The 23,344-nt window shown below is 67.6% G+C and carries 20 protein-coding genes; 16 read left to right on the top strand and 4 right to left on the bottom strand.

The window, feature by feature from the left end; all coding sequences use genetic code 11:
• The first annotated feature begins 475 nt into the window (after positions 1-475).
• The 3 genes from cycA to AB4Z09_RS15060 all read left to right on the top strand — a co-directional run bounded on the left by cycA (position 476) and on the right by AB4Z09_RS15060 (position 4,565).
• Positions 476-1,942 (top strand): D-serine/D-alanine/glycine transporter, encoded by a 1,467-nt coding sequence (cycA, locus tag AB4Z09_RS15070; RefSeq protein WP_174910846.1) that lies wholly within the window; start codon positions 476-478, stop codon positions 1,940-1,942.
• Positions 1,943-2,043: 101 nt separating this feature from the next.
• A complete protein-coding gene (locus AB4Z09_RS15065; protein ID WP_442240091.1) occupies positions 2,044-3,918 on the top strand; it encodes an acyltransferase family protein in 1,875 nt (624 codons plus the stop codon).
• Positions 3,915-4,565, top strand: a complete 651-nt coding sequence (locus AB4Z09_RS15060) for a hypothetical protein (protein WP_442240090.1) — start codon at positions 3,915-3,917, stop codon at positions 4,563-4,565. The genes AB4Z09_RS15065 and AB4Z09_RS15060 overlap by 4 nt, the downstream gene beginning before the upstream one ends.
• Positions 4,566-4,605: 40 nt before the next feature.
• Here AB4Z09_RS15060 and AB4Z09_RS15055 read toward each other — a convergent pair whose 3' ends face one another.
• The 3 genes from AB4Z09_RS15055 to AB4Z09_RS15045 form a co-directional block, all read right to left on the bottom strand.
• Positions 4,606-6,051, bottom strand: a complete 1,446-nt coding sequence (locus AB4Z09_RS15055; protein WP_174914772.1) for a sensor histidine kinase — start codon at positions 6,049-6,051, stop codon at positions 4,606-4,608.
• Positions 6,052-6,076: 25 nt separating this feature from the next.
• Entirely contained in the window at positions 6,077-6,751 is a 675-nt protein-coding gene (locus AB4Z09_RS15050) for a response regulator transcription factor (RefSeq protein ID WP_174910837.1), read from the bottom strand.
• Positions 6,752-7,518: 767 nt separating this feature from the next.
• A complete protein-coding gene (locus AB4Z09_RS15045) occupies positions 7,519-8,559 on the bottom strand; it encodes an NAD(P)-dependent alcohol dehydrogenase (protein ID WP_174910835.1) in 1,041 nt (346 codons plus the stop codon).
• 130 nt (positions 8,560-8,689) lie between these two features.
• On the opposite strand from AB4Z09_RS15045, the gene AB4Z09_RS15040 reads away from it, so the two are divergent.
• The 3 genes from AB4Z09_RS15040 (at position 8,690) to AB4Z09_RS15030 (ending at position 11,860) form a co-directional block, all read left to right on the top strand.
• A complete protein-coding gene (locus AB4Z09_RS15040; RefSeq protein ID WP_174910832.1) occupies positions 8,690-9,088 on the top strand; it encodes a hypothetical protein in 399 nt (132 codons plus the stop codon).
• 140 nt (positions 9,089-9,228) lie between these two features.
• A complete protein-coding gene (locus tag AB4Z09_RS15035; protein WP_254622535.1) occupies positions 9,229-10,440 on the top strand; it encodes a PucR family transcriptional regulator in 1,212 nt (403 codons plus the stop codon).
• 172 nt (positions 10,441-10,612) lie between these two features.
• Complete coding sequence (locus AB4Z09_RS15030; RefSeq protein ID WP_174910826.1) at positions 10,613-11,860, top strand: cytochrome P450; 1,248 nt, start codon at positions 10,613-10,615, stop codon at positions 11,858-11,860.
• A gap of 19 nt (positions 11,861-11,879) precedes the next feature.
• On the opposite strand, the gene AB4Z09_RS15025 is transcribed toward AB4Z09_RS15030, so the two are convergent.
• Positions 11,880-13,952, bottom strand: coding sequence for an acyltransferase family protein (locus AB4Z09_RS15025; protein ID WP_174910823.1), 2,073 nt, complete (start codon positions 13,950-13,952; stop codon positions 11,880-11,882).
• 135 nt (positions 13,953-14,087) lie between these two features.
• On the opposite strand from AB4Z09_RS15025, the gene AB4Z09_RS15020 reads away from it, so the two are divergent.
• The 10 genes from AB4Z09_RS15020 (at position 14,088) to AB4Z09_RS14975 (ending at position 23,317) form a co-directional block, all read left to right on the top strand.
• On the top strand, positions 14,088-15,362 hold the full coding sequence (locus tag AB4Z09_RS15020; RefSeq protein WP_397484385.1) for an adenosylmethionine--8-amino-7-oxononanoate transaminase: 1,275 nt from the start codon (positions 14,088-14,090) through the stop codon (positions 15,360-15,362).
• 37 nt (positions 15,363-15,399) lie between these two features.
• Positions 15,400-16,566 (top strand): 8-amino-7-oxononanoate synthase, encoded by a 1,167-nt coding sequence (locus tag AB4Z09_RS15015; protein ID WP_114719355.1) that lies wholly within the window; start codon positions 15,400-15,402, stop codon positions 16,564-16,566.
• A complete protein-coding gene (bioD, locus tag AB4Z09_RS15010) occupies positions 16,563-17,252 on the top strand; it encodes a dethiobiotin synthase (RefSeq protein ID WP_174910820.1) in 690 nt (229 codons plus the stop codon). Before AB4Z09_RS15015 ends, bioD begins: the two co-directional genes overlap by 4 nt.
• 109 nt (positions 17,253-17,361) lie before the next feature.
• Complete coding sequence (locus tag AB4Z09_RS15005) at positions 17,362-18,261, top strand: class I SAM-dependent methyltransferase (RefSeq protein ID WP_442240089.1); 900 nt, start codon at positions 17,362-17,364, stop codon at positions 18,259-18,261.
• Between the two features lie 143 nt (positions 18,262-18,404).
• Positions 18,405-18,689, top strand: a complete 285-nt coding sequence (locus tag AB4Z09_RS15000; protein WP_442240088.1) for a hypothetical protein — start codon at positions 18,405-18,407, stop codon at positions 18,687-18,689.
• A gap of 11 nt (positions 18,690-18,700) precedes the next feature.
• Positions 18,701-19,504 carry a hypothetical protein gene (locus tag AB4Z09_RS14995; protein ID WP_254622534.1) on the top strand — a complete coding sequence of 268 codons (804 nt, stop codon included), beginning with the start codon at positions 18,701-18,703 and terminating at the stop codon, positions 19,502-19,504.
• Between the two features lie 43 nt (positions 19,505-19,547).
• Positions 19,548-21,479 carry a fumarate reductase/succinate dehydrogenase flavoprotein subunit gene (locus AB4Z09_RS14990; RefSeq protein ID WP_442240087.1) on the top strand — a complete coding sequence of 644 codons (1,932 nt, stop codon included), beginning with the start codon at positions 19,548-19,550 and terminating at the stop codon, positions 21,477-21,479.
• 1 nt (position 21,480) lies between these two features.
• Entirely contained in the window at positions 21,481-22,233 is a 753-nt protein-coding gene (locus AB4Z09_RS14985) for a succinate dehydrogenase/fumarate reductase iron-sulfur subunit (protein ID WP_114719361.1), read from the top strand.
• Positions 22,234-22,368: 135 nt separating this feature from the next.
• Positions 22,369-22,833 (top strand): Hsp20/alpha crystallin family protein, encoded by a 465-nt coding sequence (locus tag AB4Z09_RS14980; RefSeq protein ID WP_114719362.1) that lies wholly within the window; start codon positions 22,369-22,371, stop codon positions 22,831-22,833.
• A 127-nt stretch (positions 22,834-22,960) separates the two neighbouring features.
• Complete coding sequence (locus AB4Z09_RS14975; RefSeq protein ID WP_174910808.1) at positions 22,961-23,317, top strand: hypothetical protein; 357 nt, start codon at positions 22,961-22,963, stop codon at positions 23,315-23,317.
• The last annotated feature ends 27 nt before the right edge of the window (positions 23,318-23,344 follow it).

The following is a 23,344-nucleotide window of genomic DNA, read 5'->3' as shown; positions in this document are numbered from 1 at the left end:
GCGATGCCGTCGATGGCCGTTGTGGCGGGCTGGCGCTCCATGCACGTTCCCTGTGTCCGCGGTTGTCTGCTCGGAGTTGATCGTCGTCGCAATGTTCGGCAGGTGCGCATGTCGACGGGAACCGCTGAATGGCCTTGCGCTCCCGGGTCCCGGAAATCGACGGGCATCTTGAAGCGCTGGTGTGCAGTGCATTTGACGCACGGGTGTCGGATGGTTGGTGCGGTGTTGCGGTGCGGCACGGTGCCCTCGGCGAAGGCGTGACCGTTGCGCCGCGCCTCATCCACCCTTACAGTGTGATCCGCGGCACAGCGCTGGGGCGCTCGGAGCGTCGATGTGACTGCTGGGGCAGCCCACCTCTTGCTCGTGCGACATCCCGGTCGCGATCGATCCCGCCCAGTCGAACCGAACCGTGTGGGTGCCATGCGCAGGCCACCAATCGTCGTTGTGCCGCATCCATCCGAAGCAAGGAGTACCTGTGTCCGAGTACACCGAGCCCCGCGTCGCTGCGACGCCAGTTGCTGTCGCAGCCGACGAGTCACACCCGCCGGGACTGTCCCGGCAATTGTCCAATCGTCATATCCAGCTGATCGCGATCGGCGGGGCGATCGGCACCGGCCTGTTCATGGGGTCCGGCAAGACGATCTCCCTCGCGGGTCCGTCGGTGATCTTCGTGTACACGATCATCGGCACGATGCTGTTCTTCGTCATGCGCGCGATGGGGGAGTTGTTGCTCTCCAACACATCGTACAAATCGTTCGCGGATTTTGCCTCCGATCTACTCGGCCCGTGGGCCGGCTTCTTCACCGGGTGGACCTACTGGTTCTGTTGGATCGTCACCGGTATCGCGGATGTCATCGCCATTGCGGGCTACGTCTCGTACTGGTGGGGGTCGTTGCCGCTGTGGATCCCGGCGCTCGTCTCGGTGGCCCTCCTCATCGGATTGAATCTGCCCAGCGTCAAGGCATTCGGAGAAACTGAGTTCTGGTTCGCGCTGATCAAGATCATTGCCATCGTCGGTTTGATCGTCGTCGGACTGGCAATGGTCTTCACTCATTTCATCGCCCCCGGCGGCGCCGAGGCGTCCTTCGCCAATCTGTGGAACGACGGTGGCTTCTTCCCGACCGGCATCATGGGCTTCGTTGCCGGATTCCAGATCGCGACCTTCGCGTTCGTCGGTATCGAACTCGTCGGCACCACCGCTGCCGAGGCCAAGGACCCGGAGAAGAACCTTCCGAAGGCCATCAACTCGATCCCGGTTCGTATGATGCTGTTCTACGTGGTCGCGCTCACCGTGATCATCTCGGTTACGCCGTGGCGAGAGATCGTCGCAGATCGCAGCCCGTTCGTGGCAATGTTCTCCCTCGCCGGCCTCGGCATTGCCGCTTCGGTGATCAACTTCGTCGTGCTGACCTCTGCGACGTCCTCGGCGAATTCGGGGATCTACTCGACCTCACGGATGGTGTACGGGCTCGCGCAGGAAGGTGACGCGCCCGCGGCGTTCGGCAAGCTCACCCGGCGGCGCGTGCCGGCCAACGCGTTGTACCTCTCGGGTGTGTTCCTGCTTGCCGGTGTCGTGATGGTCGTGGTCGGTGGCTCGATCATCGCGGCCTTCACCCTCGTCACGACCATCGCGTCACTCTGCTTCATGTTCGTCTGGTCGATCATCCTGATCAGCTACCTCGTCTATCGCAAGCGACGTCCGCACCTGCACCAGGCCTCCACGTACAAGATGCCTGGCGGCGTCCCCATGTGTTACGCGGTGTTCGCCTTCTTCTTGTTCCTGATCTGGGCATTCACCCAGAAGGACGACACACTGCAGGCGCTGCTGATCACCCCGGTGTGGTTCGCCGTGCTGGGTGTGGCGTGGGCGATCGTGCGCCGCAGGCCCGCGCAAATGGCACGCGCTGCAGCCTTCCGAGAAGAGACCGGCGAGGAGGGCTAGCCTGCTCCGCCGCGCCGTCCTGTGCCCGGGTCGGTGGTTCTGTGACGCGGTTGCGACACGGACCRCATCTGGTGCTGACACTGCTTCGGAACTCTGTGCTCATGGATTCTTCGCCACCAACGCTCGCCCGCCGTGTCGACGGTCGTGGCGGCGCCGAGATTCCGACCGCGCGTCTGGACGAGTCGGGTGGGAGGCGGTACCGGCGGGGGATGGACGGGGTACGGGCGTGGGCGGTGCTGGCGGTGCTCGTGTACCACCTCGACGAGACATGGCTTCCGGGTGGCTTTCTCGGCGTCGACATCTTCTTCGTGATCAGCGGCTACCTGATTACCGATCAGTTGCACGGGTTGTTCTCGGAACGACGAACCATTCCTCTGCGTACTTTCTGGGTTCGCAGGGCACGTAGATTGATTCCGGCCGTGTCGGTGGTCGTCGTGGTCGCCACGGCCGCGGCCACAGTGATTCGGCCGACTCTGGTGTCCGATATCGGTGGAGAGCTGCTCGCCGCAGCGACGTTCACCAGCAACTGGTGGAACATTGTCAGCGGGATGTCCTATTTTGCCGGGTTCGGCGAGCCATCGTTGTTCCTGCACCTGTGGTCCCTCGCGGTCGAGGAGCAGTTCTATCTGGTGTGGCCGGTCCTGTTCGTCGTCGTCATGCGGGTCACTTGTAGTCGCTCGCTGTGCGCCGTGCTCGCGGGAGCGGGCGCGCTGGCGTCACTGGCCGCGATGATCGTGCTCTACGAGCCCGGCGTCGATGCCTCCCGTGTGTACTACGGGACCGATACCCATGCCTTCGGGTTGCTTGTCGGGTCAGCGCTGGCGCTGTCGATGCCTTCGGCGTGGGTGAGGACGATGGTGCCTGTGCGGCGTCGCGCCCTCGACACCGCGGGGGTGGTGGGCGCCGCGAGTTTGGTGGTCATGGTTGCGGTGCTGGATGGAACGAGCCCGTTCCTGTATTCCGGTGGGTTCGGCTTGGTGACTGTCGCGGCGGGCGCCGTGGTAGTAGGTGCTGTCGCTGATGGCGGTTGGTTCGCGCGAACCCTCGCTGCGCGGCCGTTGCGGTGGATCGGGTTGYGGTCCTACGGCATATACCTGTGGCATATGCCGGTCATCGTGCTGCTTAAGGCTGCGGTTCCCGCGATGTCGCCGCTCGTCTTCGCCGCGACGGCGACATCGATATCCTTTGCTGCCGCTGCGTTGTCGTATCGCTGGGTCGAGGACCCGATCAGGCGGCACGGATTCCGCGGCACTCTCGTGCGGTTCACCGAGTACCCCCGCTCACTGCCCTCGTCATCCGGCCGTGGCGTGGCGGTGGCCGTGGCCGCCACCACCGTCTTCACTGCGGCGGCGGGTATTGTCTTCGCCCCGCCGGCGGACGACCTGCAATCTCAGATCGCTGCCGGCCAGAGCGCGGCCCGCGCCCCGCAGACGCCATCAGTAACACCCACATCTCCGCCCGCGGGTATCCCGCTGAGGGCGGAGACTGCCGGCCCTCCGGGCAGCGGCGTGACCGCGCTCGGCGACTCCGTCATGGCGGCGGCCGGACGCGAACTGCGAGAGCGCCTGCCCGGCGCGGACGTCGATGTGGAAATCGGTCGGCAGATGTGGGATCTGCCCGATCTCGTTGCGCAGCTGCGCGACACCGGACGGCTCGGAAAGGTGGTTGTGATCGGGTTGGGCACGAACGGCGCATTCGACGAGTCCGCCCTCGATGCGGCACTGCGAACGATCGGGTCGTCGCGTCGGGTGATCATCATGAACGTCAGCGTGCCCAGGCCGTGGCAGGACGCGGTCAATGCCGCCCTGCGCGCCGCACAGCGGCGCTGGCCCAACACCGTGATCGTCGACTGGAAGGTCGCCACCCAGGGTGTACCAGAGGTGTTCTGGGAGGACGACACTCACCCGCGGAGCCCCACCGGGACCGGGCTGTATGTCGACCTGTTGACGCGCGCCATCGAGCAGCAGTCGCGATGAACGGCAATCACCCGGCAGGTCGCCGCCGGAAGGACCGCACACCCGCCCGTCCGAACGGCGTTCCGCAAGCTCGTGGGAGGATCGTCGATGTGCGAGGGGTGAACCGGGTGCCGACTGCGGCGCTGCGTGCTCTTCTGCTGGTCTTGACGGGGTTGACTCTGACCGTGGCTTGCAGCGCGATCCCAACGGGTAGTGGGGTCACAGACGTCGGCGAGCCCCCGGTCGGCATTGCCACCGGCCCGACCCTGTACTACCTCGACGGGACCGCGCTGCGCCCGGTGACGGCACCGCAAGGGACCGTCTGGGACGAGCCGTGGGGGAAGCTCGGCGACCTCCGCCGCGCCATCCAGATGCTCGGCCTGGGTGCGGGCCGGGAACTGCGCGACGACACCCGCGAGCTTCGCAACGAGGTGCCCCGGATGGGGGCCTCACTGGCGGACATCGACGTCACCGTCACCGAGACCGTGATCACCGTGTCGGTACCGGTCTACGATCTCTCCCCGCCGGCGGTCGACCAGGTGGTGTGCACCGCCCTCGCGGTCGACGCCGCGCGCGGCAACCCAGGCCAGGACAAATCCGTTGATATCTTGCTCCACAACGGACTATCCGGCGACAAGGTTGCTGGCCGCAAATGTCCGGTGCTGTGACCAGCTGTGCTGGCCACGACTGCACAGTAGGCGGATCTGATCACTGATCGTCAGGATCGTGCTGGACCTCGTTGAGGTTCTGGTCGGCGTTCCGGCGTAGCCGAACCACGAAACGTGCCCCGCCGCCCGGGACGTTCCCGACCTCGATGTCGCCGCCGTGTATCCGCGCGTTCTGCTGTGCGATGGCCAGCCCCAATCCACTGCTCTCGGAGCGACCGCGGGCGGTGTCCGCTTTGAAGAATCGGTCGAAGACGTGCGGCAGCGCGTCGTCTGGGATTCCGTCGCCGTGGTCGTTCACGACGACTTCGATCCAATCGCGGTCGGCGTGAAGCACGACAGTGACAGGAGGCCGCCCGTGCCGGAGCGCGTTACCGACCAGGTTCGCGATGATCACGTCGAGTCTGCGTCGATCGACTTGGGCTCGAACGTCTCTCGGTAAGTCCAGATCGACCGTGTCGTCCCAGTGGCGGGCCACCAGGGTCGCCCGAATCGCCTCCCCGACGTCCACTTCCTCGAGGATCAGCGACGCGGTGCCCGCGTCGAATCGTGACACCTCCATGAGGTCCTCGACGAGTCGAGTAAGTCGGCGGGTTTCCCGCACCAGCAGACCGGCGGATCGCGCGGCATCGTCGGGCATACGCGGGACGTCTGCCTCCAGCACGTCGGTCACCGCGAGCATCGCGCTCAGTGGGGTTCGGAGCTCATGAGAGACGTCGGCAACGAACCTGCGGGCGTCTTCCTCCAGTCGCTGCAGTTCGGCGATCGTCCGCTCGAGTTCGTCAGCGGTCTCGTTGAACGTGTGCGCCAGATCCGCCAGCTCATCGGTTCCCCGCACGCGCAGGCGTGCCGTGAGATCGCCCGCGGACAATCGCCGAGTGGCATGACGGAGATCTCGTACCGGGCGAAGTACGCCGTTGGAGGACAACAAACCCACCAGAATGGCGAACGGCACCGCGACGGCACCGACCAGCCATGCGGTCCGACTCTGCACCTGCACCTGCTGGTAGGTCGGAGCAAGATCGTGGCCGGAATACACCTCCAGCCCCGACGGCTGACTCGCGTCGCCGGGCTGCCAGATCGTTACCGGCATGCCGATCACCAACTCGGGCCCGGTCGGGGTGGAGACATACTGCACCTGTACGCGCGTGTGGTCGCGTACCGCGTCGCGGAGCTCCGGGTTGATGGTGACGTGTGCCGATTCAGTGGTGGACTGCAGATCGCGGTAGGTCACCGTGGCGTTGCCCGGCAACTGTGCCGCGAATGCGTTCAGGGTTTCCTGGTCTGGTGGGTACTGCAGCTCGGGGGCGAGCGCGGTGACGCGTTGCCGCAGGTCGCGGATGGCGCGGTCCTGATCGGCGGCGAGGAGGGAATTGCGGGCGGAGACGTAGCCGGCCGTGGCGGCACTGGCTATGGCAGCCAGAGTCACCAGGATGAAGGCGATCACCAGGCGAGCCCGCAAGCCGCCGCGCCACCCGGGTAGCCGCATCCTAATCCGCATCCGCTGTTCCCGCCTAGACCGGTCCGAAGCGGTAGCCGAACCCACGCACCGTCTGGATGTAGACCGGCTGTGCGGGATTGTCCTCTATCTTGGCGCGCAGTCGTTGCACGCAGGCGTCGACCAGTCTCGAATCACCCAGGTACTCGTGCTCCCACACGGACTGCAACAGCTGTTGCCGACTGAAGACCTGCTCCGGGGCCGCTGAGAGGGTCAGGAGCAGACGCAGCTCCGTCGGGGGCAGTATCAGCGGATCGTGATGCTTTGCCACGATCAGCGAGGAGTAGTCGATCGTCAAGTCGCCGTACTTGGCCGCGGGCGTGGATTGCGTCTCGCCGCGACGGAGCACTGCCCGGATCCGAGCATCGAGAACCCGAGGCTGGACCGGCTTGATCACATAGTCGTCGGCCCCGGCTTCGAGCCCACTGACGACGTCCACATCGTCGCCACGGGCGGTCAGCATGATGATCGGAACACTGCTGGCGGAACGAATTCTTCGGCAGACCTCGAAACCGTCCATGCCGGGCAACATGAGATCCAAGATGACAACGTCGGGCGGTTGGATCTGGAGAAAATCGAGACCCATATGGCCGGTGACGGCTCCCTGCACGACATGAGAGAGCTGACCTAGCCCCAGTCTGAGTCCTTCGCGTACCGCTTCGTCATCCTCGATGAGCAAGATCTGAGCCACAGGCACCCATTATCCAGACTCTCACCGGTACCGATACCGCCACGCCACCGTTGTTACACAGCCAAGACACGCTGCGCACGCGGACGAGACAGTACTCACCGAGAAGGTGAACATGCATTGCGTCAAGCCCGGAGATCGGCGGCCGCGGCACCTCTCACTCGGAAGATGACTCTGACAAAGCATCAGCCGGCGTGTTTCTCGAGCGGTGCGGTGTCGGGTCCCACCACCAGTTGGCCGCGGTGGACCGTCAGACGAACGCCAACGGCCCCGCCAGCGGGGTCCCGAACAGCACTCCGATCGTCGCGGACGTCGTCAGCCACACCACCCGTTTCGTCGGCACGGTCGGCCACACCCCCCCCCCCCCCCCCCCCCCCCCCCCCCCCCCCCCCCCCCCCCCCCCCCCCCCCCCCCCCCCCCCCCCCCCCCCCCCCCCCCCCCCCCCCCCCCCCCCCCCCCCCCCCCCCCCCCCCCCCCGACCAGTCCGGCCGTCGCCGGATCGGGTCCGCCGTGACCCGGAAGCTTCCACACCAGGAGCCCGATCCCGGTGAGCACGGCGAAGATCCACCACCGGGCATATCCGTCGAACCCGACGAGATCCGGGATCCAGGTGTAGAGGAGATCGGTGACTCGATCGGTGACGATCACCATCGCGATCGGGATGACGGCGGCGGCCACGCCCAACGCTACGGCGTGGGTGGGGGTGTTCGCAGGCTCTCGTAACAGGTAGCCGAGCAGCGCCGGCACCGGCAGGAGATCGCTGGCACCGGTCACGGCACGATGACCGCCCGTCCCCGCAACGTGCCCGCGGCGAGGCGGCGGTAGGCCTCGACGCCGTCGTCCAGGCTGAAGCGCTCCACAGCGATGTCGAGGACGCCCTGGTGCGCGAGGTCGATGAGCTCGATCAGTTCGCTGCGCGAGCCCCAGTACGGCGCTGACACATTGGTCTCGAATGCGCCGGTGAAGAAGCCGACGCGGGCGGTGGCCTTGCCGTCGCCGAGTCCGACGATCGTGACGTCCGATCCGACGCCGGCGACCGCGGTGGCGACGTCGAGCGTCGGCTGGACGGCGACGAAGTCGAGGACGAGAGCCGCGCCGGCGGGGCCGGTGATCTTCCGGACGTTCGCCGCGGCGTCGGCGTCGGACAACACCGCTTCGTGGGCGCCGACCTCACGGGCGAACTGCAACTTCTCGTCGTTGACGTCGAGTGCGATCACGCGAGCTGGGGACAGATGGCGGAGCAGCTGGATCGCGACATGGCCCAGTCCACCGGTTCCGATCACCACCGCGGACGATCCTGCCCTGAGCTTGCCCAGCGACCGTTTGATCGCGTGATACGGGGTCAGACCCGCATCGGTGAGGGGGACGGTTGCGACCGGGTCGAGATTTCCGATCGGTACGAGGTGCCGAGGCGAGTCCACCACCATGAACTCCGCGATGGCGCCGGGCGCTCCGAGACCGGGCGGGTGGATACCGAGTTCCGTTGCACGCGAACAATAGTTTTCGAGTCCTTGGGCGCAGTGCCAGCAGCGGCCGCAGCCCCACGGGCCGTAGACCACCACGTTGGTGCCGACGTCGAGATCGGTGACACCGGCGCCGACGGCGGCCACGCGACCGGCGCCCTCGTGGCCGAGGGTCAGTGGTAGGTCGTAGCCGAACCGTTCCGCCGGCAGGCTCATGATGAACTCGTCGGAGTGGCAGACGCCCGCCGCGGTGATCTCGAGCAGCACCTCGCCCGGTCCGGGTTCGGGTTTCGGGATGTCGACCAGTTCGGGTTCGCCGCCGATCCGGGTGTACTGGATTGCTCTCATACTGCGCTCCTTCGTCGATTGTCCGAGGGATCTCGCTCGCGGTTTCGAGCATGGCACGACCGGGGGGACGGCGCGCTCCGTCCGGGGGGTCGTGCGAGGGTGGTGGGATCGTTCGGACGGGGAGGGACGAATGCGGTGGACGCGGCCGATACTGCTGTCGATCCCGGGCCTGTTGCTCGGAATGCTGACGGCGGGCTGGATCCGTGATGGCGACGAGTCCTTCTGGCAGTCGCAGATGGTGTGGACGAACCTTCCTGCCGCGGCACTGGCCGTCGCGCTCGGTATCCCGAGCGAGATCTGGCCGCGTTCGCGGTGGCTGGCCTGGCTGGGTAGCGTCGCGGCCCTGCTGTATGCGCTGAAGCAGAGCCCGTTGGTGCTGGTCGGCGTGATGGGGGTGGGAATGGGCGGGGTCGGAGATCCCCGGATTCTGTTGATGCCGTTCAGTTGTCTGCTGTTCGGTGCGGCGTGGATCGCCTTCGCGGTTCGCGCCGGAGGTATCGACCCCGCAAGGGCGAGTGAGTGCGCCTGAATGTTGCCCGACGATGGTTCTGTGCGATCGACACAATCGGGATTCTTCGTCGCGCCCGGAATCCGGCGAAGCCGTGCGCCGGATTGTCGGTTCGGTACACAATGGCGCCGACGGTGAGCCGCAGACAGGGAGGTGAACGCGTGGGAGACGACACGCGTGCCGATCTGTGGTTGCGGGACTACATCACTACGACGTTGACGAGCGAGCATCTGAGTGCCTTCCTCGCATTCCTCGAGGAGTCGTTCGCCGCGGATGTGCCGGAACTGGCGTCGGACGCGGAACTGGAGCGGGATCTGCGCTCCGCCATCCGCGGTCAGTTCGGAGCATTCCTCGAGGCCAGCGGCCCGCTGGCCGACGGGCCGGCTGCGGCGCCGGTGTCCGAGGCGACCCACGCGCTGGCACGCACAGTGGCACAGCGGGGACTGGAACTGCGGGTGCTCTCGCGGATCTACCACGCCGGCCACCGCGCGATGCTGGGCTTCACGTCGGCGCTGATCGAGCAGGAGTCGTTGGATCCCGATTTCAAGATCCAGGTGCTGACCACGATGTGGTCGCAGACCGGCGAACTGCTCAGTTCAATGCTCGACGAGCTTGCGGTCACCTACTCGCAGGAGCGTGAACGTCTGCTGCAGGGCGCCTTTGCGTACCGGATGACGGCGGTGCGGGAGATCCTCGACGGCGGCGGAGACCAGACGCAGGCGTCGGCCAGGCTCGGGTATCCGCTGCAGCGGGCGCACATCGCGGTCGTGCTGTGGGCGGATGAATCCACATCGTCCGGTGGATCCCTCGAACCGGTCGTGGCGCGTCTGGCCGGGGCACGTCGTAGTCTGTCGGTGCCCTCCGGGGCGCACGGGGTGTGGGCGTGGATCGCCACCGACGACGGTGACGCTGATCCGTGGACGGTCGATCCGCTGTCGGTGCCGAAGGGGGTGCGGCTCGCGCTGGGCGAGCCGGCCGCCGGGATCGACGGATTCCGTCGCAGCCACCGGGAAGCGATTGCGGCGCAACGGATCGCCGAGTCCGGTCGCCGTCGTGCGACCGTCACGCGGTACCGCGACGTCGAGGTGGTGTCGATGCTGTCGGCGGATCCGGAGTCGATGCGGGCACTCGTCGAGCGGGAACTCGGGGGCCTGCGGGGTGAGGATGCCACCGCGGAGCGTCTCCGGGACACGCTGCGTGAAGTGTTGGCCTGCCGAGGTAACCATGAAGCCGCGGCCCGCAGGCTCGGTGTCCACAAGAACACGGTGCGGTACCGGATCCAGCAGGTGGAGGCCACGCTCGGGCGCGACCTGACGGGGCGGCACCTCGAACTCGAACTGGCGTTGGCTTGCTTCGACACCTTCGGGGGCTGACCCGCTGTGCGCCGGGATGTGCGGGTCGCACAAATGTCGGGATGTGCGGGTCGCACAAAAGGTCCGCGCTGGACTGGGCAGATCGGCCAAGCGAGATCGCACCGTTCCGTGTGACGATCGTCACGACGACGGAAGACGTGGTCGGCGATATCCCCGAGCGAAGGAGTACGACGTGGCGGTTCCCGGCATCCCCGAAGGATTCGACTTCACGGATCCCGATGTGTACGAGACCCGGTTGCCGATCGAGGAGTTCGCGGCACTCCGGAAGTCGGCTCCGGTCTGGTGGGTGGAGCAGCCGCCGACGAAGGGCGGGTACCCAGACGCCGGCTACTGGGCGGTGTCCCGGCACGCCGACGTCAAGGAGGTCTCGCGCAACGGCGAGGTGTTCTCGACGTGGGAGAACACGGCGATCGCCCGCTTCGGCGACGACATGCCCCGCGAGACCGTCGAGATGATGCGGCACCTGTTGATCAACAAGGATGCGCCCGATCACACCAAGCTCCGCAAGATCATCGCTCGTGGTTTCACCCCGCGTGCCGTCCAGAGTCTGCGTCCGGCGTTGAAGGCGCGGGCGGAACAGATCGTCCAGCAGGCGGTCGCCGCCGGCGCCGGCGACTTCGTCGAACAGGTCGCATGCGAGCTGCCCCTGCAGGCCATCGCGGAGTTGATCGGTGTGCCGCAGGAGGACCGCCACAAGATCTTCGACTGGTCGAACCAGATGATGGGCTACGACGATCCCGAGTTCGCGCAGGAATCGGCGACGGCGTCCGCGGAGATTCTCGCCTACTCGTATGCGATGGCGGAGGAGAGGCGCAAGTGTCCCGCGCAGGACATCGTCACCACGCTCGTCGAGGCCGACATCGACGGCGACGCCCTGGCTTCCGAGGAATTCGGGTTCTTCGTGCTGCTGCTCGCCGTCGCGGGCAACGAGACCACGCGCAACGCGATCACGCACGGGATCATGGCGTTCATGGACAACCCCGACCAGTGGGAGTTGTACCGACGGGAGCGTCCGGCCACGGCGGTCGACGAGATCATCCGCTGGGCCACGCCGGTCGTCGGATTCCAGCGAACTGCGTTGTCCGACAACGAACTCGGTGGTCAGCAGATCCGCAAGGGCGACCGCGTCGTCATGTTCTACTCGTCCGCCAACTTCGACGAGGACGTGTTCGAGAACCCCACGCAGTTCGACATCACGCGAGCCGACAACGACCACCTGAGCTTCGGTGGCACCGGGGCGCACTATTGCATCGGGGCGAACCTGGCGCGAATGGAGATCGAGTTGATGTTCAACGCGATCGCCGACCACATGCCGGACATCACCAAACTCGGTGACCCGCGGCGGCTGCGGTCCGGGTGGATCAACGGGATCAAGGAACTCCAGGTGGACTACGCCGGTAAGTGCCCGGTGGCGCACTGAGCCCGCGCCTGCGGCCCCGTCACCACCACCCGGTGGCGGGGCCGAGGCGGTTGCCCAGTTCGGGCGCGAGGGTGCGCACGTAGGTCGCGGTCAGGTGGTCGTCGTCGCGGTAGACCAGGATGTTGCCCTCGACCACGCGGCATCGGTCGGTCCTGCACACGGCGTCGGACAGGTCGAGTAGCTGGACGGTCGGCAGGTACGCCGCGGCGGCCTGCGCCGGGTCGACGGGCTCGAGGACCTCCGCACGGTCGATGCCGCACGAGTCTGCGTTGCCCCCACGTCGGGCGAGGCAGTCCGCCGCCCGGTAGCTGACGCCGTCCTCCTCGAGCCATGGCGTGTCGCGCAGCGCGATCACGGGCAGATCCCGGGTCGCCAGTTCCTGCCAGAGCGCGACGTACGTCTCAGGGGTGTAGTCGCCGGGCTCGCCGGGGCGGGGCCGGGTCGAGGTGCTGAAGACGTAGTCGGGGCGCATCTCCGTGAGGGCGTCGACCACCCCGAACGTCCACTCCTCGCACTCGCCGATCGGGTAGTCGGGGCCGACGGGCAGCAGGGCGGGGCAGCCCACCTTCAGGAACGTTTCCAGACGGAAACGGTGCTCCCGGGCGAGGATGTCCAGGGCCGGAATCCAGTGCTCGGCGTGCGATCCGCCGATCACCGCGATACTCCGCTCGGCATCGACGTCGCCGTACGTGCAGGTGAGGGCCTCGATCTGGCCGGACTGCGACATGCATCCGTCGCCCGTGGTCGGCGGCAGGTCGGCGTGCGCGACGAACCGGGACGGCTGCTCGCGCGCCGTCACGACGTCGGCGCCGGACGTGAGCGCGGCCGCACCCGGGTAGGTGACCGGATCGAGTGGTCCCTGCTGGGCCCATTGCGTTGTCCGGCGGTCGACGAAGTGTGTCCAGGTCACCGATGCGGCACCCACGATCACCGCGAGCGCCGCGACGGCCGCGACGAGCGCCGACCGTGTCGCTCCGCGATCGGCGGTCCTACGGATCGGGGTCTCGACCAGTCGGGTCGTCAGTTCCGCGAGGACCAGCGACACCGCGATCACGATGGCCCCGCCGGCGACGCTCGCCGACGGGCGATCGGCGATCACCAGATAGCCGATGAGGATCGGCCAGTGCCACAGGTACAGCGCGTACGCGACGGTGCCGAGACGTAGCAGCGGTCGGGAGGCGAGCAGGTTCGAGACCGGATTCGCGCGAGCATCGTCCGCCGGTTGCGCGCCCGCGACGATGAAGGCGAGCGCGGCGCCGACCGGGACCAGCGCCCACGGTCCGGGGAACTCGCTGCGTCCGTCGAGCACCATGCCGCAGCCGAGAACGATCGCCAGGCCGGTGACGGACAGCGCGATCCGCCACCCGCGCGGCACCCGGATCCACGGTGCGACGCACGCCAGCACACCGCCGGCGAGCAGTTCCCACATCCGCGCGGCGGTGTCGTAATACAGCCACGTCTGCGGCAGTTCGCTGGTCGTCGCATAGATCAGGGACGCGGCGGCCAGGGCCGCGAGGACGACCGCGAGCGGCCCGCGGACGGGCAACCCGCGGGCCCGCAACAGCCACGCGACCGCGAACACGACAACGATCGCGGCGAGGTAGAACTGGCCCTGCACGGAGATCGACCACAGGTGCTGCAACGGGCTCACCGACGGGTCGGCGGCCAGGTAGTCGCTCGCGGTGTCGGCGAGGTGCCAGTTCTGGAGGAACGTCAGCGAGGCGGTCGTCTGCCGCGCGATGTCGAACCACAACGTCGCCGGATGGACCCAGACGGTGAACGCGACCGTCGCCGCGAGCACCACGACGAGGGGTGGTCCGAGTCGTCGAGTGATTCGCCCCACGACGGGGCGTGGATCGAGTCGAGACGGACCCTCCGCGACCCGCAGCAGCGACCCGACGAAGAAGAACCCGGACAGCGCCAGGAAGATGTCGACGCCGCCGGAGACCCGTCCGAACCACACGTGGTAGACGACCACCAGCCCGATCGCGAGGCCCCGGAGACCGTCGAGATCACGGCGGTGAACTGGGCGAATGCGGCTTTCGGAGCCCGAGGGGCCACCGAGGGTCGGGGCGGTGGAGCGGACTGACACGCGATCCTTTCGAGGCGGCGCGGGAGGAATCCCGGATTGCCGCGGAACGGTCGCGGCGGCGACGTCCCCAAAATACCTGCCGCGTCGACCGTCGCGCCCGAGCACATACAGTCGAGCGCCGTGAACTCCTTGCGCATGTCTTCCGAGCGGATCGTCGCGATCGACACCGAACACCTGTGGCATCCCTACGGGGCGTTTCCCGCGTCGACGGCCCCCCTGGTCGTCGAGTCCGCGGAGGGCGCTCGCCTCACCCTCGCGGACGGCACCGAACTGGTCGACGGTATGAGCTCGTGGTGGTCCGCGGTGCACGGGTATCGCAATCCGGTCCTCGATGCCGCGGTCACCGATCAGCTCGGCCGGATGAGTCATGTCATGTTCGGCGGGCTCACCCACGCGCCGGCCGCACGTCTCGCGGAGTTGCTGGTCGAGATCACACCCGCCGGTCTGGAGAAGGTGTTCCTCGCCGACTCCGGCTCGGTGTCGGTGGAGGTCGCCGTGAAGATGTGCCTGCAGTACTGGCGTGCCCAGGGGCGACCGGAGAAGCACCGGCTGCTGACGTGGCGGGGCGGCTACCACGGGGACACGTTCGCGCCGATGAGCGTGTGCGACCCGGACGGGGGCATGCACTCGATGTGGACGGACGTGCTGGCCCGGCAGGTGTTCGCGCCCGCGCCGCCGCGCGAGTACGACGCCGCGTACGTCGCGGAGTTCGAGCGGCTCGTGATCGAACACCGCGACGAGTTGGCGGCGATCATCGTCGAGCCCGTCGTGCAGGGGGCGGGGGGCATGCGGTTCCACCACCCGCACTACCTCCGCGAGTTGCGCCGCATGTGCGACGAGCACGATCTGCTGCTGGTGTTCGACGAGATCGCCACCGGATTCGGTCGCACCGGCGAGCTGTTCGCCGCCGACCACGCGGGGATCGCGCCCGACGTGATGTGTGTCGGCAAGGCCCTCACCGGCGGCTATCTCACGCTCGCCGCGACGCTGTGCACCACCGAGGTGGCCGAGACGATCAGCGCAGGCGAGGGCGGCGGGATCATGCACGGCCCGACGTTCATGGGGAACCCGATGGCCTGTGCGGTCGCGGTCGCGGCGGTGGAGTTGCTGCTCTCGCGCGACTGGCGGGCCGAGGTCGCGGCGCTGAACGAGGGGCTCGAACGCGGGCTGGCACCCGCGCGGGACATTCCCGGTGTCGTCGACGTCCGGGTGCTCGGCGGCATCGGGGTGATCGAGTTGGCCGAACCGGTCGACATGCAGACCGCGACCGACGCCGCTGTCGGGGCGGGGGTGTGGCTGCGCCCGTTCCGGAATCTGATCTACGCGATGCCGCCCTACATCTGTACCGCCGAGGATCTGGACCGGCTCACCACCGGCATGGTGGCGGCCGCGCGAAGCCAGGCGGCCTGACCGCAAGCCCACTTGAACGCTGTTCAAGTGGGCTTGTATCGTGCTTCGGGTGGGTACCGAGGGCAATGCGCTGAGCTGGCTGGACGACGTCGAACGTGATCGGCGGGCGGCCGGTCTGCGTCGCGAGCTGCGGGCACGCGGCGCGTCCGACTCGGTGATCGACCTCGCCTCCAACGACTACCTGGGTCTCGTCCGGCACCCCGAGGTGATCGACGGCGCCGTCGACGCGGTCCGTCGCTGGGGCGGTGGCGCGACCGGATCGCGGCTGGTGACGGGCACGACGTCGGATCACGAACTGCTCGAACGTGAACTCGCCGAGTTCGTCGGCGCCGAGGCCGGCCTGGTCTTCGCGAGCGGCTACGCCGCGAATCTCGGTGCCGTCACAGCACTCTCGGGGCCCGGCGCGCTGATCGTGTCCGATGCGGGCTGCCATGCCTCGCTGGTCGACGCGTGCCGGTTGTCCCGCTCCCGGGTCGTGGTGGCACCGCATGCCGACATCGAGTTCCTCCGCCGCGCGCTGGCCGAACGCGCCGAGGAACGCGCGCTGGTGCTCACCGACTCGGTTTTCAGCGCGGACGGCGACCTTGCGCCGCTCGCCGCGATGCACCGTGTGTGCCGCGAGCACGGCGCGGTGCTGCTGGTCGACGAGGCCCACGGGCTCGGCGTCCGCGGGTCGGGCGGCCGCGGCCTCGTCCACGAGGTCGGACTGGCGGGGGAGCCCGACGTCGTGGTCACGGCGACCCTGTCGAAGTCGCTGGCCAGCCAGGGTGGCGTGGTGCTGGCGTCGGAGAAGGTGCGTGCACACCTGGTCGACACGGCGCGCACGTTCATCTTCGACACCGGCCTCGCGCCCGCCGCGGTCGGGGCCGCACGTGCCGCGCTGGCCGTGCTGATCCGGGAGCCGGAGCGCGCATCCGCGGTGCTCGACCGGGCCCGCGACCTGGCGCGCATCACCGGGGTAACAGATCCGGCATCGGCCGTGGTCTCGGTGATCCTCGGGGATCCGGAGGTGGCGTTCACTGCGGCGGTCGCGTGCCGGGAACGGGGGCTGCACGTGGGCTGTTTCCGACCGCCGTCGGTGCCCGAGGGCACGTCGCGGCTGCGCCTGACCGCGCGCGCGACGATCGATGCCGACGAGATGGAACGGATCGAAAGTATTCTCGCCGAGGTGCTTTCGGGCAATCGCGTGGGAGTGTCGGCGTGAGCGTGCTCGTTGTGTCCGGTACCTCGACGGACGTCGGCAAGACGATCGTCACCGCGGCGCTCGTGGCCGCGCTTCGGGCAGCGGGCCGATCGGTCGCGGTGTGCAAGCCGGCGCAGACGGGTGTCACGGCGGACGAGCCGGGCGATCTGGCGGAGGTCACGCGGCTGAGCGGTGTGACGGCGACGGTCGAACTCGCCCGGTATCCCGAACCGCTCGCCCCGGACACGGCGGCCCGGCGCAGTGGCATGCCGATGCTCACCCGGTCCGATGTCGTGGCCGTCGTGCGCGAACTGGATGCCACGTACGACGTGACGATCGTCGAGGGCGCCGGGGGACTGCTGGTGCGTCTGGGCGCGGACGGCTTCACGGTGCGCGACGTCGCCGCCGACCTGGATGCGCCTGTCGTCGTGGTGGCTGCGCCCGGATTGGGCACGCTCAACCACTGTGCGTTGACGGCCGAATCGCTGGCCGCGGCGGGCGTGAAGTGCTCGGGCTTCGTCGTCGGATCGTGGCCCGTCGAACCCGATCTCGCGATGCGCTGCAATCTCGAGGATCTGCCGACCGTGACGGGGGCCGCACTGGTCGGGCGCATCCCGGAGGGGAGTGGGCGTCTCGACGAGGCTCGATTCGCGAGTGCCGCGCCGGGCTGGTTCGACCCCGAATGGCTCGCCGCCTCGATCGGCTGAACAACCCGATCCGACGGCCCGAGGCGCAGAAAATCGCTGCGCCGGACGCATATGTCCGTGCTAGACACGGTCGAGTCGACATACGCGTACGCATACGGGAGGACGGGTCGTGCAGACCACAGAGGCCACAGAGGCCACAGAGGACACAGAGGCTATCGCCTCCAACCGGGCGAACTGGAACGACCGGGCGGACGTCCACGCGCGATCGAAGATGTACGACATCGAGGGCTTCCTCGCCGATCCGGGGACGATCTCGCAAGTCGTTGTGAACGATCTTTCGGTGCTTGCGCCCCACCTGCCGGACTCGGGGGTGCGCGGCCGCAGTCTGCTGCACCTGCAGTGTCACATCGGCACCGACACGATCTCGTGGGCGCGGCTCGGCGCCGTGGACGTGCACGGACTCGATCTGTCGCCGAACTCCCTGGACCACGCGGCGCGGATCGCGGCCGCCGACGGGCGTGACATCCGCTGGGTGGAAGGCGACGCCCGGTATGCGTCGACCCTGATCGACCGCCGGTTCGCAACCGTCGTCACGAGTGCCGGCACGATCGTGTGGCTGCCGGAATTGGCGACGTGGGCCCAGTCGATCCACGACCTCCTCGAACCGGGAGGCGTGTTCATGATTCGCGACGACCATCCGATTCTCGGGTCGATGGACCACGAGCCGTGGGAGATCGTCGACGACTATCTCGGCGGGGGTGGTCACCGCACCTACGACGACTCGGGAACGTACACCGAGGATTCGGCCGGGCAGATCGCGCATGTGACGAACTACGAGTGGCGTCACGACCTCGGCGAAGTCGTCGGCTCCCTCCTGGAGGCCGGCTTGACGATCGAATCCCTGGTCGAGCTGCCGTACATGGACTGGCCCGCGTTCGACGATCTCGTCCCGTGTCGGCGCGGGTGGGAGCTGCGACCCGGAGCGCCGCGGATTCCTCTCAACTTCGCTGTCGTGGCCAGGCGCCCCGCTGTGCTGGGGAATTCCGACGGCCCGGTGCCGTCGGGGTAATTCGCGGCGACGCGGCGACGCTTCACGTACTGTGAGTGCCATCACATCGAGTAGGCAGATCGGGCGGCGGACCGACAGTCCTGGTACCGCTCCGATCGGCCGAGGATTCGAACACTGCTTTTCGAAGCTTCTCGGAGGTACCGATGACCACCACCGAAGTGATGGATCTGCAGCGCACGATCGGCCATCTGCGGGAGTGCGTCGGGTCGCGGCGTGACGTCTACGGCGACGCGTCGGCCGTGCGCCGGCTGGCCAACGACGTCGATCGTCTCGACATCGACGCCCACGACCTCACCGAATCGCCTCCGCGGCCCACGGTCGGGGCGGGCACCGAGCGCGTACAGGTGCCGGACACGCCCTACGACCGTTCGCTGTGGCAGGGGGCCGACGACGAAGGCCTTGGCGGCAACCCGCACGAGAACGCGTGAGGGCGCCCCGCGTGACCGAGATCGGTGCACCATCGCCGGCTCGGGCGGGCATCGGTGCGCGCACGTTGCGCACCGACCGGTGGTGGCTGGCGCCGCTGCTCACGACGCTCGGGCTCGCGGTCTTCGTCGTGTACGCGACGGTCCGCTCGTTCGTGCGGACCGCGTACTGGGTGGACGACTACCACTACCTGACGCCGTTCTACTCGCCGTGCATCAGCGAGTCGTGTGTGCCGGGTGCGAGTCATTTCGGCACCTGGGTCGGCGAGCTGCCGATGTGGATTCCGCTCGGCTTCCTGGTGCTGCCGTTTCTGCTCGGTTTCCGTCTCACCTGCTACTACTACCGCAAGGCCTACTACCGGTCGATCTGGTTGGCGCCGCCTGCCTGCGCGGTGGCCGAGCCCCACGCCACCTACACCGGGGAGACGCGGCTGCCGTTGATCGTGCAGAACGCCCACCGCTACTTCTTCTACGTCGCGTTGGTGGTGTCACTGGTCAACACGTACGACGCGGTGCGGGCGTACGAGGGCCCCAACGGCAGCTTCGGCCTCGGCCTGGGCAGCCTGATCATCACGGTCAACGTGATCCTGCTGTGGGCGTACACCCTGTCGTGCCACTCGTGCCGCCACGTCACCGGCGGCCGGCTCAAGCACTTCTCGGCACACCCGGTCCGCTATCGGCTGTGGACGTGGGTGAGCAAGCTCAACACCCGCCACATGCAGTTGGCGTGGACAACGCTGGCGACCCTGATCATCACCGACTTCTACATCATGCTGGTCGCGAGCGGCACCATCTCCGACCTGCGTCTCATCAACTGACGGGCTCGACGGGCACGAGCGATTCCAGCCGGAGGGGGAATTCGTGGCAGAGGTGGAGCGGCACAAGTACGACGTGGTGGTGATCGGCGCCGGCGGCGCCGGGCTGCGGGCGGTCATCGAGGCGCGCGAACGGGGCCTGTCGGTGGCCGTGGTGTGCAAGTCGCTGTTCGGGAAGGCTCACACCGTCATGGCGGAGGGCGGCTGCGCCGCCGCGATGGGCAACGCGAACTCCAAGGACAGTTGGCAGGTCCACTTCGGCGACACCATGCGTGGCGGCAAGTTCCTCAACAACTGGCGGATGGCCGAACTGCATGCGCGGGRGGCGCCGGATCGGGTGTGGGAACTCGAGACCTACGGCGCGTTGTTCGACCGCACCCCGGACGGCCGGATCAGCCAGCGCAACTTCGGTGGGCACACCTATCCGCGCCTGGCGCACGTGGGGGACCGCACCGGGCTCGAACTGATCCGCACGATGCAGCAGAAGATCGTCTCGCTGCAGCAGGAGGACTTCGCGGAGACCGGTGACTACGAGGCGCGTGTGAAGGTCTTCGCCGAGTGCACGATCACCGAACTCCTCAAGGACGGCGACCGGATCGCCGGCGCCTTCGGGTACTGGCGCGAGTCGGGGCGGTTCGTGCTGTTCGACGCCCCCGCGATCGTCATGGCGACCGGCGGAATCGGCAAGTCGTTCAAGGTCACGTCGAACTCGTGGGAGTACACCGGCGACGGCCACGCGTTGGCGCTGCGGACCGGGGCGAACCTGATCAACATGGAGTTCGTCCAGTTCCACCCGACGGGCATGGTGTGGCCGCCCAGCGTGAAGGGCATCCTCGTCACCGAGGGCGTCCGCGGCGACGGCGGGGTGCTGAAGAACTCGGACGGCGAGCGGTTCATGTTCTCCTACATCCCCGCGGTGTTCAAAGGTCAGTACGCGGAGACCGCGGAGGAGGCCGACAAGTGGTACGACGATCCGGACAACAACCGTCGTACACCCGACCTGCTGCCGCGTGACGAGGTGGCGCGGGCGATCAACTCCGAGGTCAAGGCCGGACGGTCCACCCCGCACGGTGGCGTGTACCTCGACATCGCGTCCCGGATGCCGGCGGACGAGATCGTGCGGCGGCTGCCGTCGATGCACCATCAGTTCAAGGAACTCGCCGACGTCGACATCACGAAGGAGCAGATGGAGGTCGGTCCCACCTGTCACTACGTGATGGGCGGCATCGAAGTCGATCCCGATACCGGATCATCCACGGTGCCCGGCCTTTTCGCTGCCGGAGAATGCTCCGGGGGCATGCACGGATCGAACCGGCTCGGCGGAAACTCGCTGTCGGACCTGCTGGTCTTCGGTCGGCGGGCCGGGCTCGGGGCGGCCGACTACGTCCAGTCCCTCGAGACCCGTCCTGCGGTCACCGAATCGGATGTCGTGGCCGCGGCGGCCGCGGCCCTCGCGCCGTTCGACCCGCCCGCGGAGGGGCTCGGGGAGAACCCCTACACCCTGCACACCGAGTTGCAGCAGACCATGAACGACCTGGTCGGCATCATTCGCAACGAGGAGGAGGTGGAGCGGGCCGTCGCGAGGCTCGACGACATCAAGTCTCGCGTCGGTGGGGTGACGGTCGAGGGCCACCGCCAGTTCAACCCGGGGTGGCACCTGGCGTTGGATCTGCTGAACATGGTGCTGGTGAGCGAGTGCGTCGCGCGCGCCGCCCTCATGCGGACCGAGAGTCGCGGCGGGCACACGCGCGACGACTACCCGTCGATGGACCCGCAGTGGCGGTCGACACTGCTGGTCTGCAGCACGGTGCCCGGCGATCCGGCACTCGGCGGCGACGTCGCGATCCCCGACGTGATCGTCACGCGCGAGGAGCAGACGCCGATGCGTCCGGATCTGTTGGCGCTCTTCGAGATCGACGAGCTGGGGAAGTACTACACGGATGCCGAGCTCGAAGGGCATCCGGGAAGGGCGACCTGACATGGGCTACGACGCGAAGTTCCGGGTGTGGCGCGGCGACGCGTCGGGCGGGGACCTGTGCGACTACACGGTGGAGGTCAACGAGGGCGAGGTGGTCCTCGACATCATCCACCGCATCCAGGCGACGCAGTCCTCGGATCTGGCGGTGCGCTGGAACTGCAAGGCCGGCAAGTGCGGGTCGTGCTCAGCGGAGATCAACGGTCAACCACGGCTGATGTGCATGACCCGGATGTCGACGTTCGGCGAGAACGAGGTCGTGACCGTCACCCCGATGCGTTCCTTCCCCGTCATCCGCGATCTCGTCACCGACGTGTCGTTCAACTACACCAAGGCGCGCGAGATCCCGTCGTTCACGCCGCCGCCCGGTCTGGCGCCGGGCGAGTACCGGATGAAGCAGGTGGACGTCGAGCGGTCTCAGGAGTTCCGCAAGTGCATCGAGTGCTTCCTGTGTCAGAACACGTGTCATGTCGTGCGGGACCACGAGGAGAACAAGGAGGCGTTCGCCGGCCCGCGCTACCTGATGCGGATCGCCGAGCTCGAGATGCACCCCCTCGACACCGCGGATCGCCGCGACGCCGCCCAGTCCGAGTTCGGGCTGGGGCTGTGCAACATCACCAAATGCTGCACCGATGTGTGTCCGGAGAACATCCACATCACCGACAACGCGCTGATCCCGATGAAGGAACGCGTCGCCGACAAGCGGTACGACCCTGTGGTGTGGCTGGGTAACAAGCTGTTTCGGCGAGGGAAGTAGCCCTCCGGGCCCTGCTGCGATCGACCGAACAAACGATTGGCACTCATCGGGTGGGAGTGCTAATTTTGGTAATGCACAGTTGATCGGCTGCCCGTCGGGTGGCGGGCACCGGAGATGCTCAGGAGGTGTGTTGCTGTGCTGCGCTTCGATCCCTTCTCGGATATTGATGCACTGACTCGAAGCCTTCTCTCCAACCCGATGGGTAGCACGCGCGTACCGCGGTTCATGCCGATGGACCTCTACCGAGTCGACGATCACTACGTCCTCCATGCAGACCTGCCCGGTGTCGATCCCGGCTCGGTCGACGTCAACATCGAGAACGGGACGATGACCCTCACGGCGCACCGCAGCGCGCCCTCGGAGGAGAACGTCCAGTGGCTCGCGTCCGAGCGGTTCAGCGGAACGTACCGTCGTCAGCTCTCTCTCGGCGACGACGTGGATGCCGAAAAGGTCTCTGCCAGTTACGAAAATGGTGTCCTCACGGTCATGATCCCGGTTGCCGAGCGCGCGAAGCCGCGACGGATCGAGGTCACCCGCCTGGGATCCGACACTCCACGGACCATCGAGGCGGGGGCGGGCGACAGGACGGGAGACACCTAGGGCCGACGGCACCTGACACCACCGTCGGCGCGAATCGGTACGGGGCACGGTTCCCGTACCGATTAGGTCTGCGGTCCCCACGCCCCTCGCAACCTCTGTCCTTCGCTCGAGAAAGTACCGCTCCACCATGTCCGTCGTCGCTGACCGTTCGCCCGATTCCGCTCCCGAGCCCACTCCCGCCCCCGATTCCCGGCCTGAACGCCGTCCCGCATCGCCGCTCGCGTCCGTCGGGGCGGTCCTGCGCCGAGCGGGCAGCGACATGTCGCTCGCGCTCGGGGCCCTGTCCGTCATCACATTCTGGACGTTCGGTCTGGGCATCCTGCTCGGCATCGGTGCGATCGTCACCGGTGTGGCCGCGTCCCGTGCCGTGGATGTCGAGGACGACGAACCGAAGTCGCTCGAGGCGTTGTTCGGAGCCCTCAGCGGGGCGTTGGGTGTGACGGCCGGCGTCGTGTTCCTGGTGGTCGCGGGACCGCAGTGGTGAGTTGACCGGGATCGACACGAAATCGTC

The organism is Rhodococcus sp. TAF43 (genome assembly GCF_052113525.1).
In the GTDB taxonomy this organism is placed as follows: domain Bacteria; phylum Actinomycetota; class Actinomycetes; order Mycobacteriales; family Mycobacteriaceae; genus Prescottella.
Note: the sequence above shows the minus strand (reverse complement) of the source record. Positions and strands in the feature narration are given on the sequence as shown.

Coding starts and splice junctions, on each gene's coding strand:
- AB4Z09_RS15060 (WP_442240090.1), top strand. CDS start 3,915: ATGAACGGCAATCACCCGGCAGGTCGCCGCCGGAAGGACCGCACACCC.
- AB4Z09_RS15055 (WP_174914772.1), bottom strand. CDS start 6,051: ATGCGGCTACCCGGGTGGCGCGGCGGCTTGCGGGCTCGCCTGGTGATC.
- AB4Z09_RS15045 (WP_174910835.1), bottom strand. CDS start 8,559: ATGAGAGCAATCCAGTACACCCGGATCGGCGGCGAACCCGAACTGGTC.
- AB4Z09_RS15040 (WP_174910832.1), top strand. CDS start 8,690: ATGCGGTGGACGCGGCCGATACTGCTGTCGATCCCGGGCCTGTTGCTC.
- AB4Z09_RS15020 (WP_397484385.1), top strand. CDS start 14,088: ATGTCTTCCGAGCGGATCGTCGCGATCGACACCGAACACCTGTGGCAT.
- AB4Z09_RS15000 (WP_442240088.1), top strand. CDS start 18,405: ATGACCACCACCGAAGTGATGGATCTGCAGCGCACGATCGGCCATCTG.
- AB4Z09_RS14985 (WP_114719361.1), top strand. CDS start 21,481: ATGGGCTACGACGCGAAGTTCCGGGTGTGGCGCGGCGACGCGTCGGGC.
- AB4Z09_RS14975 (WP_174910808.1), top strand. CDS start 22,961: ATGTCCGTCGTCGCTGACCGTTCGCCCGATTCCGCTCCCGAGCCCACT.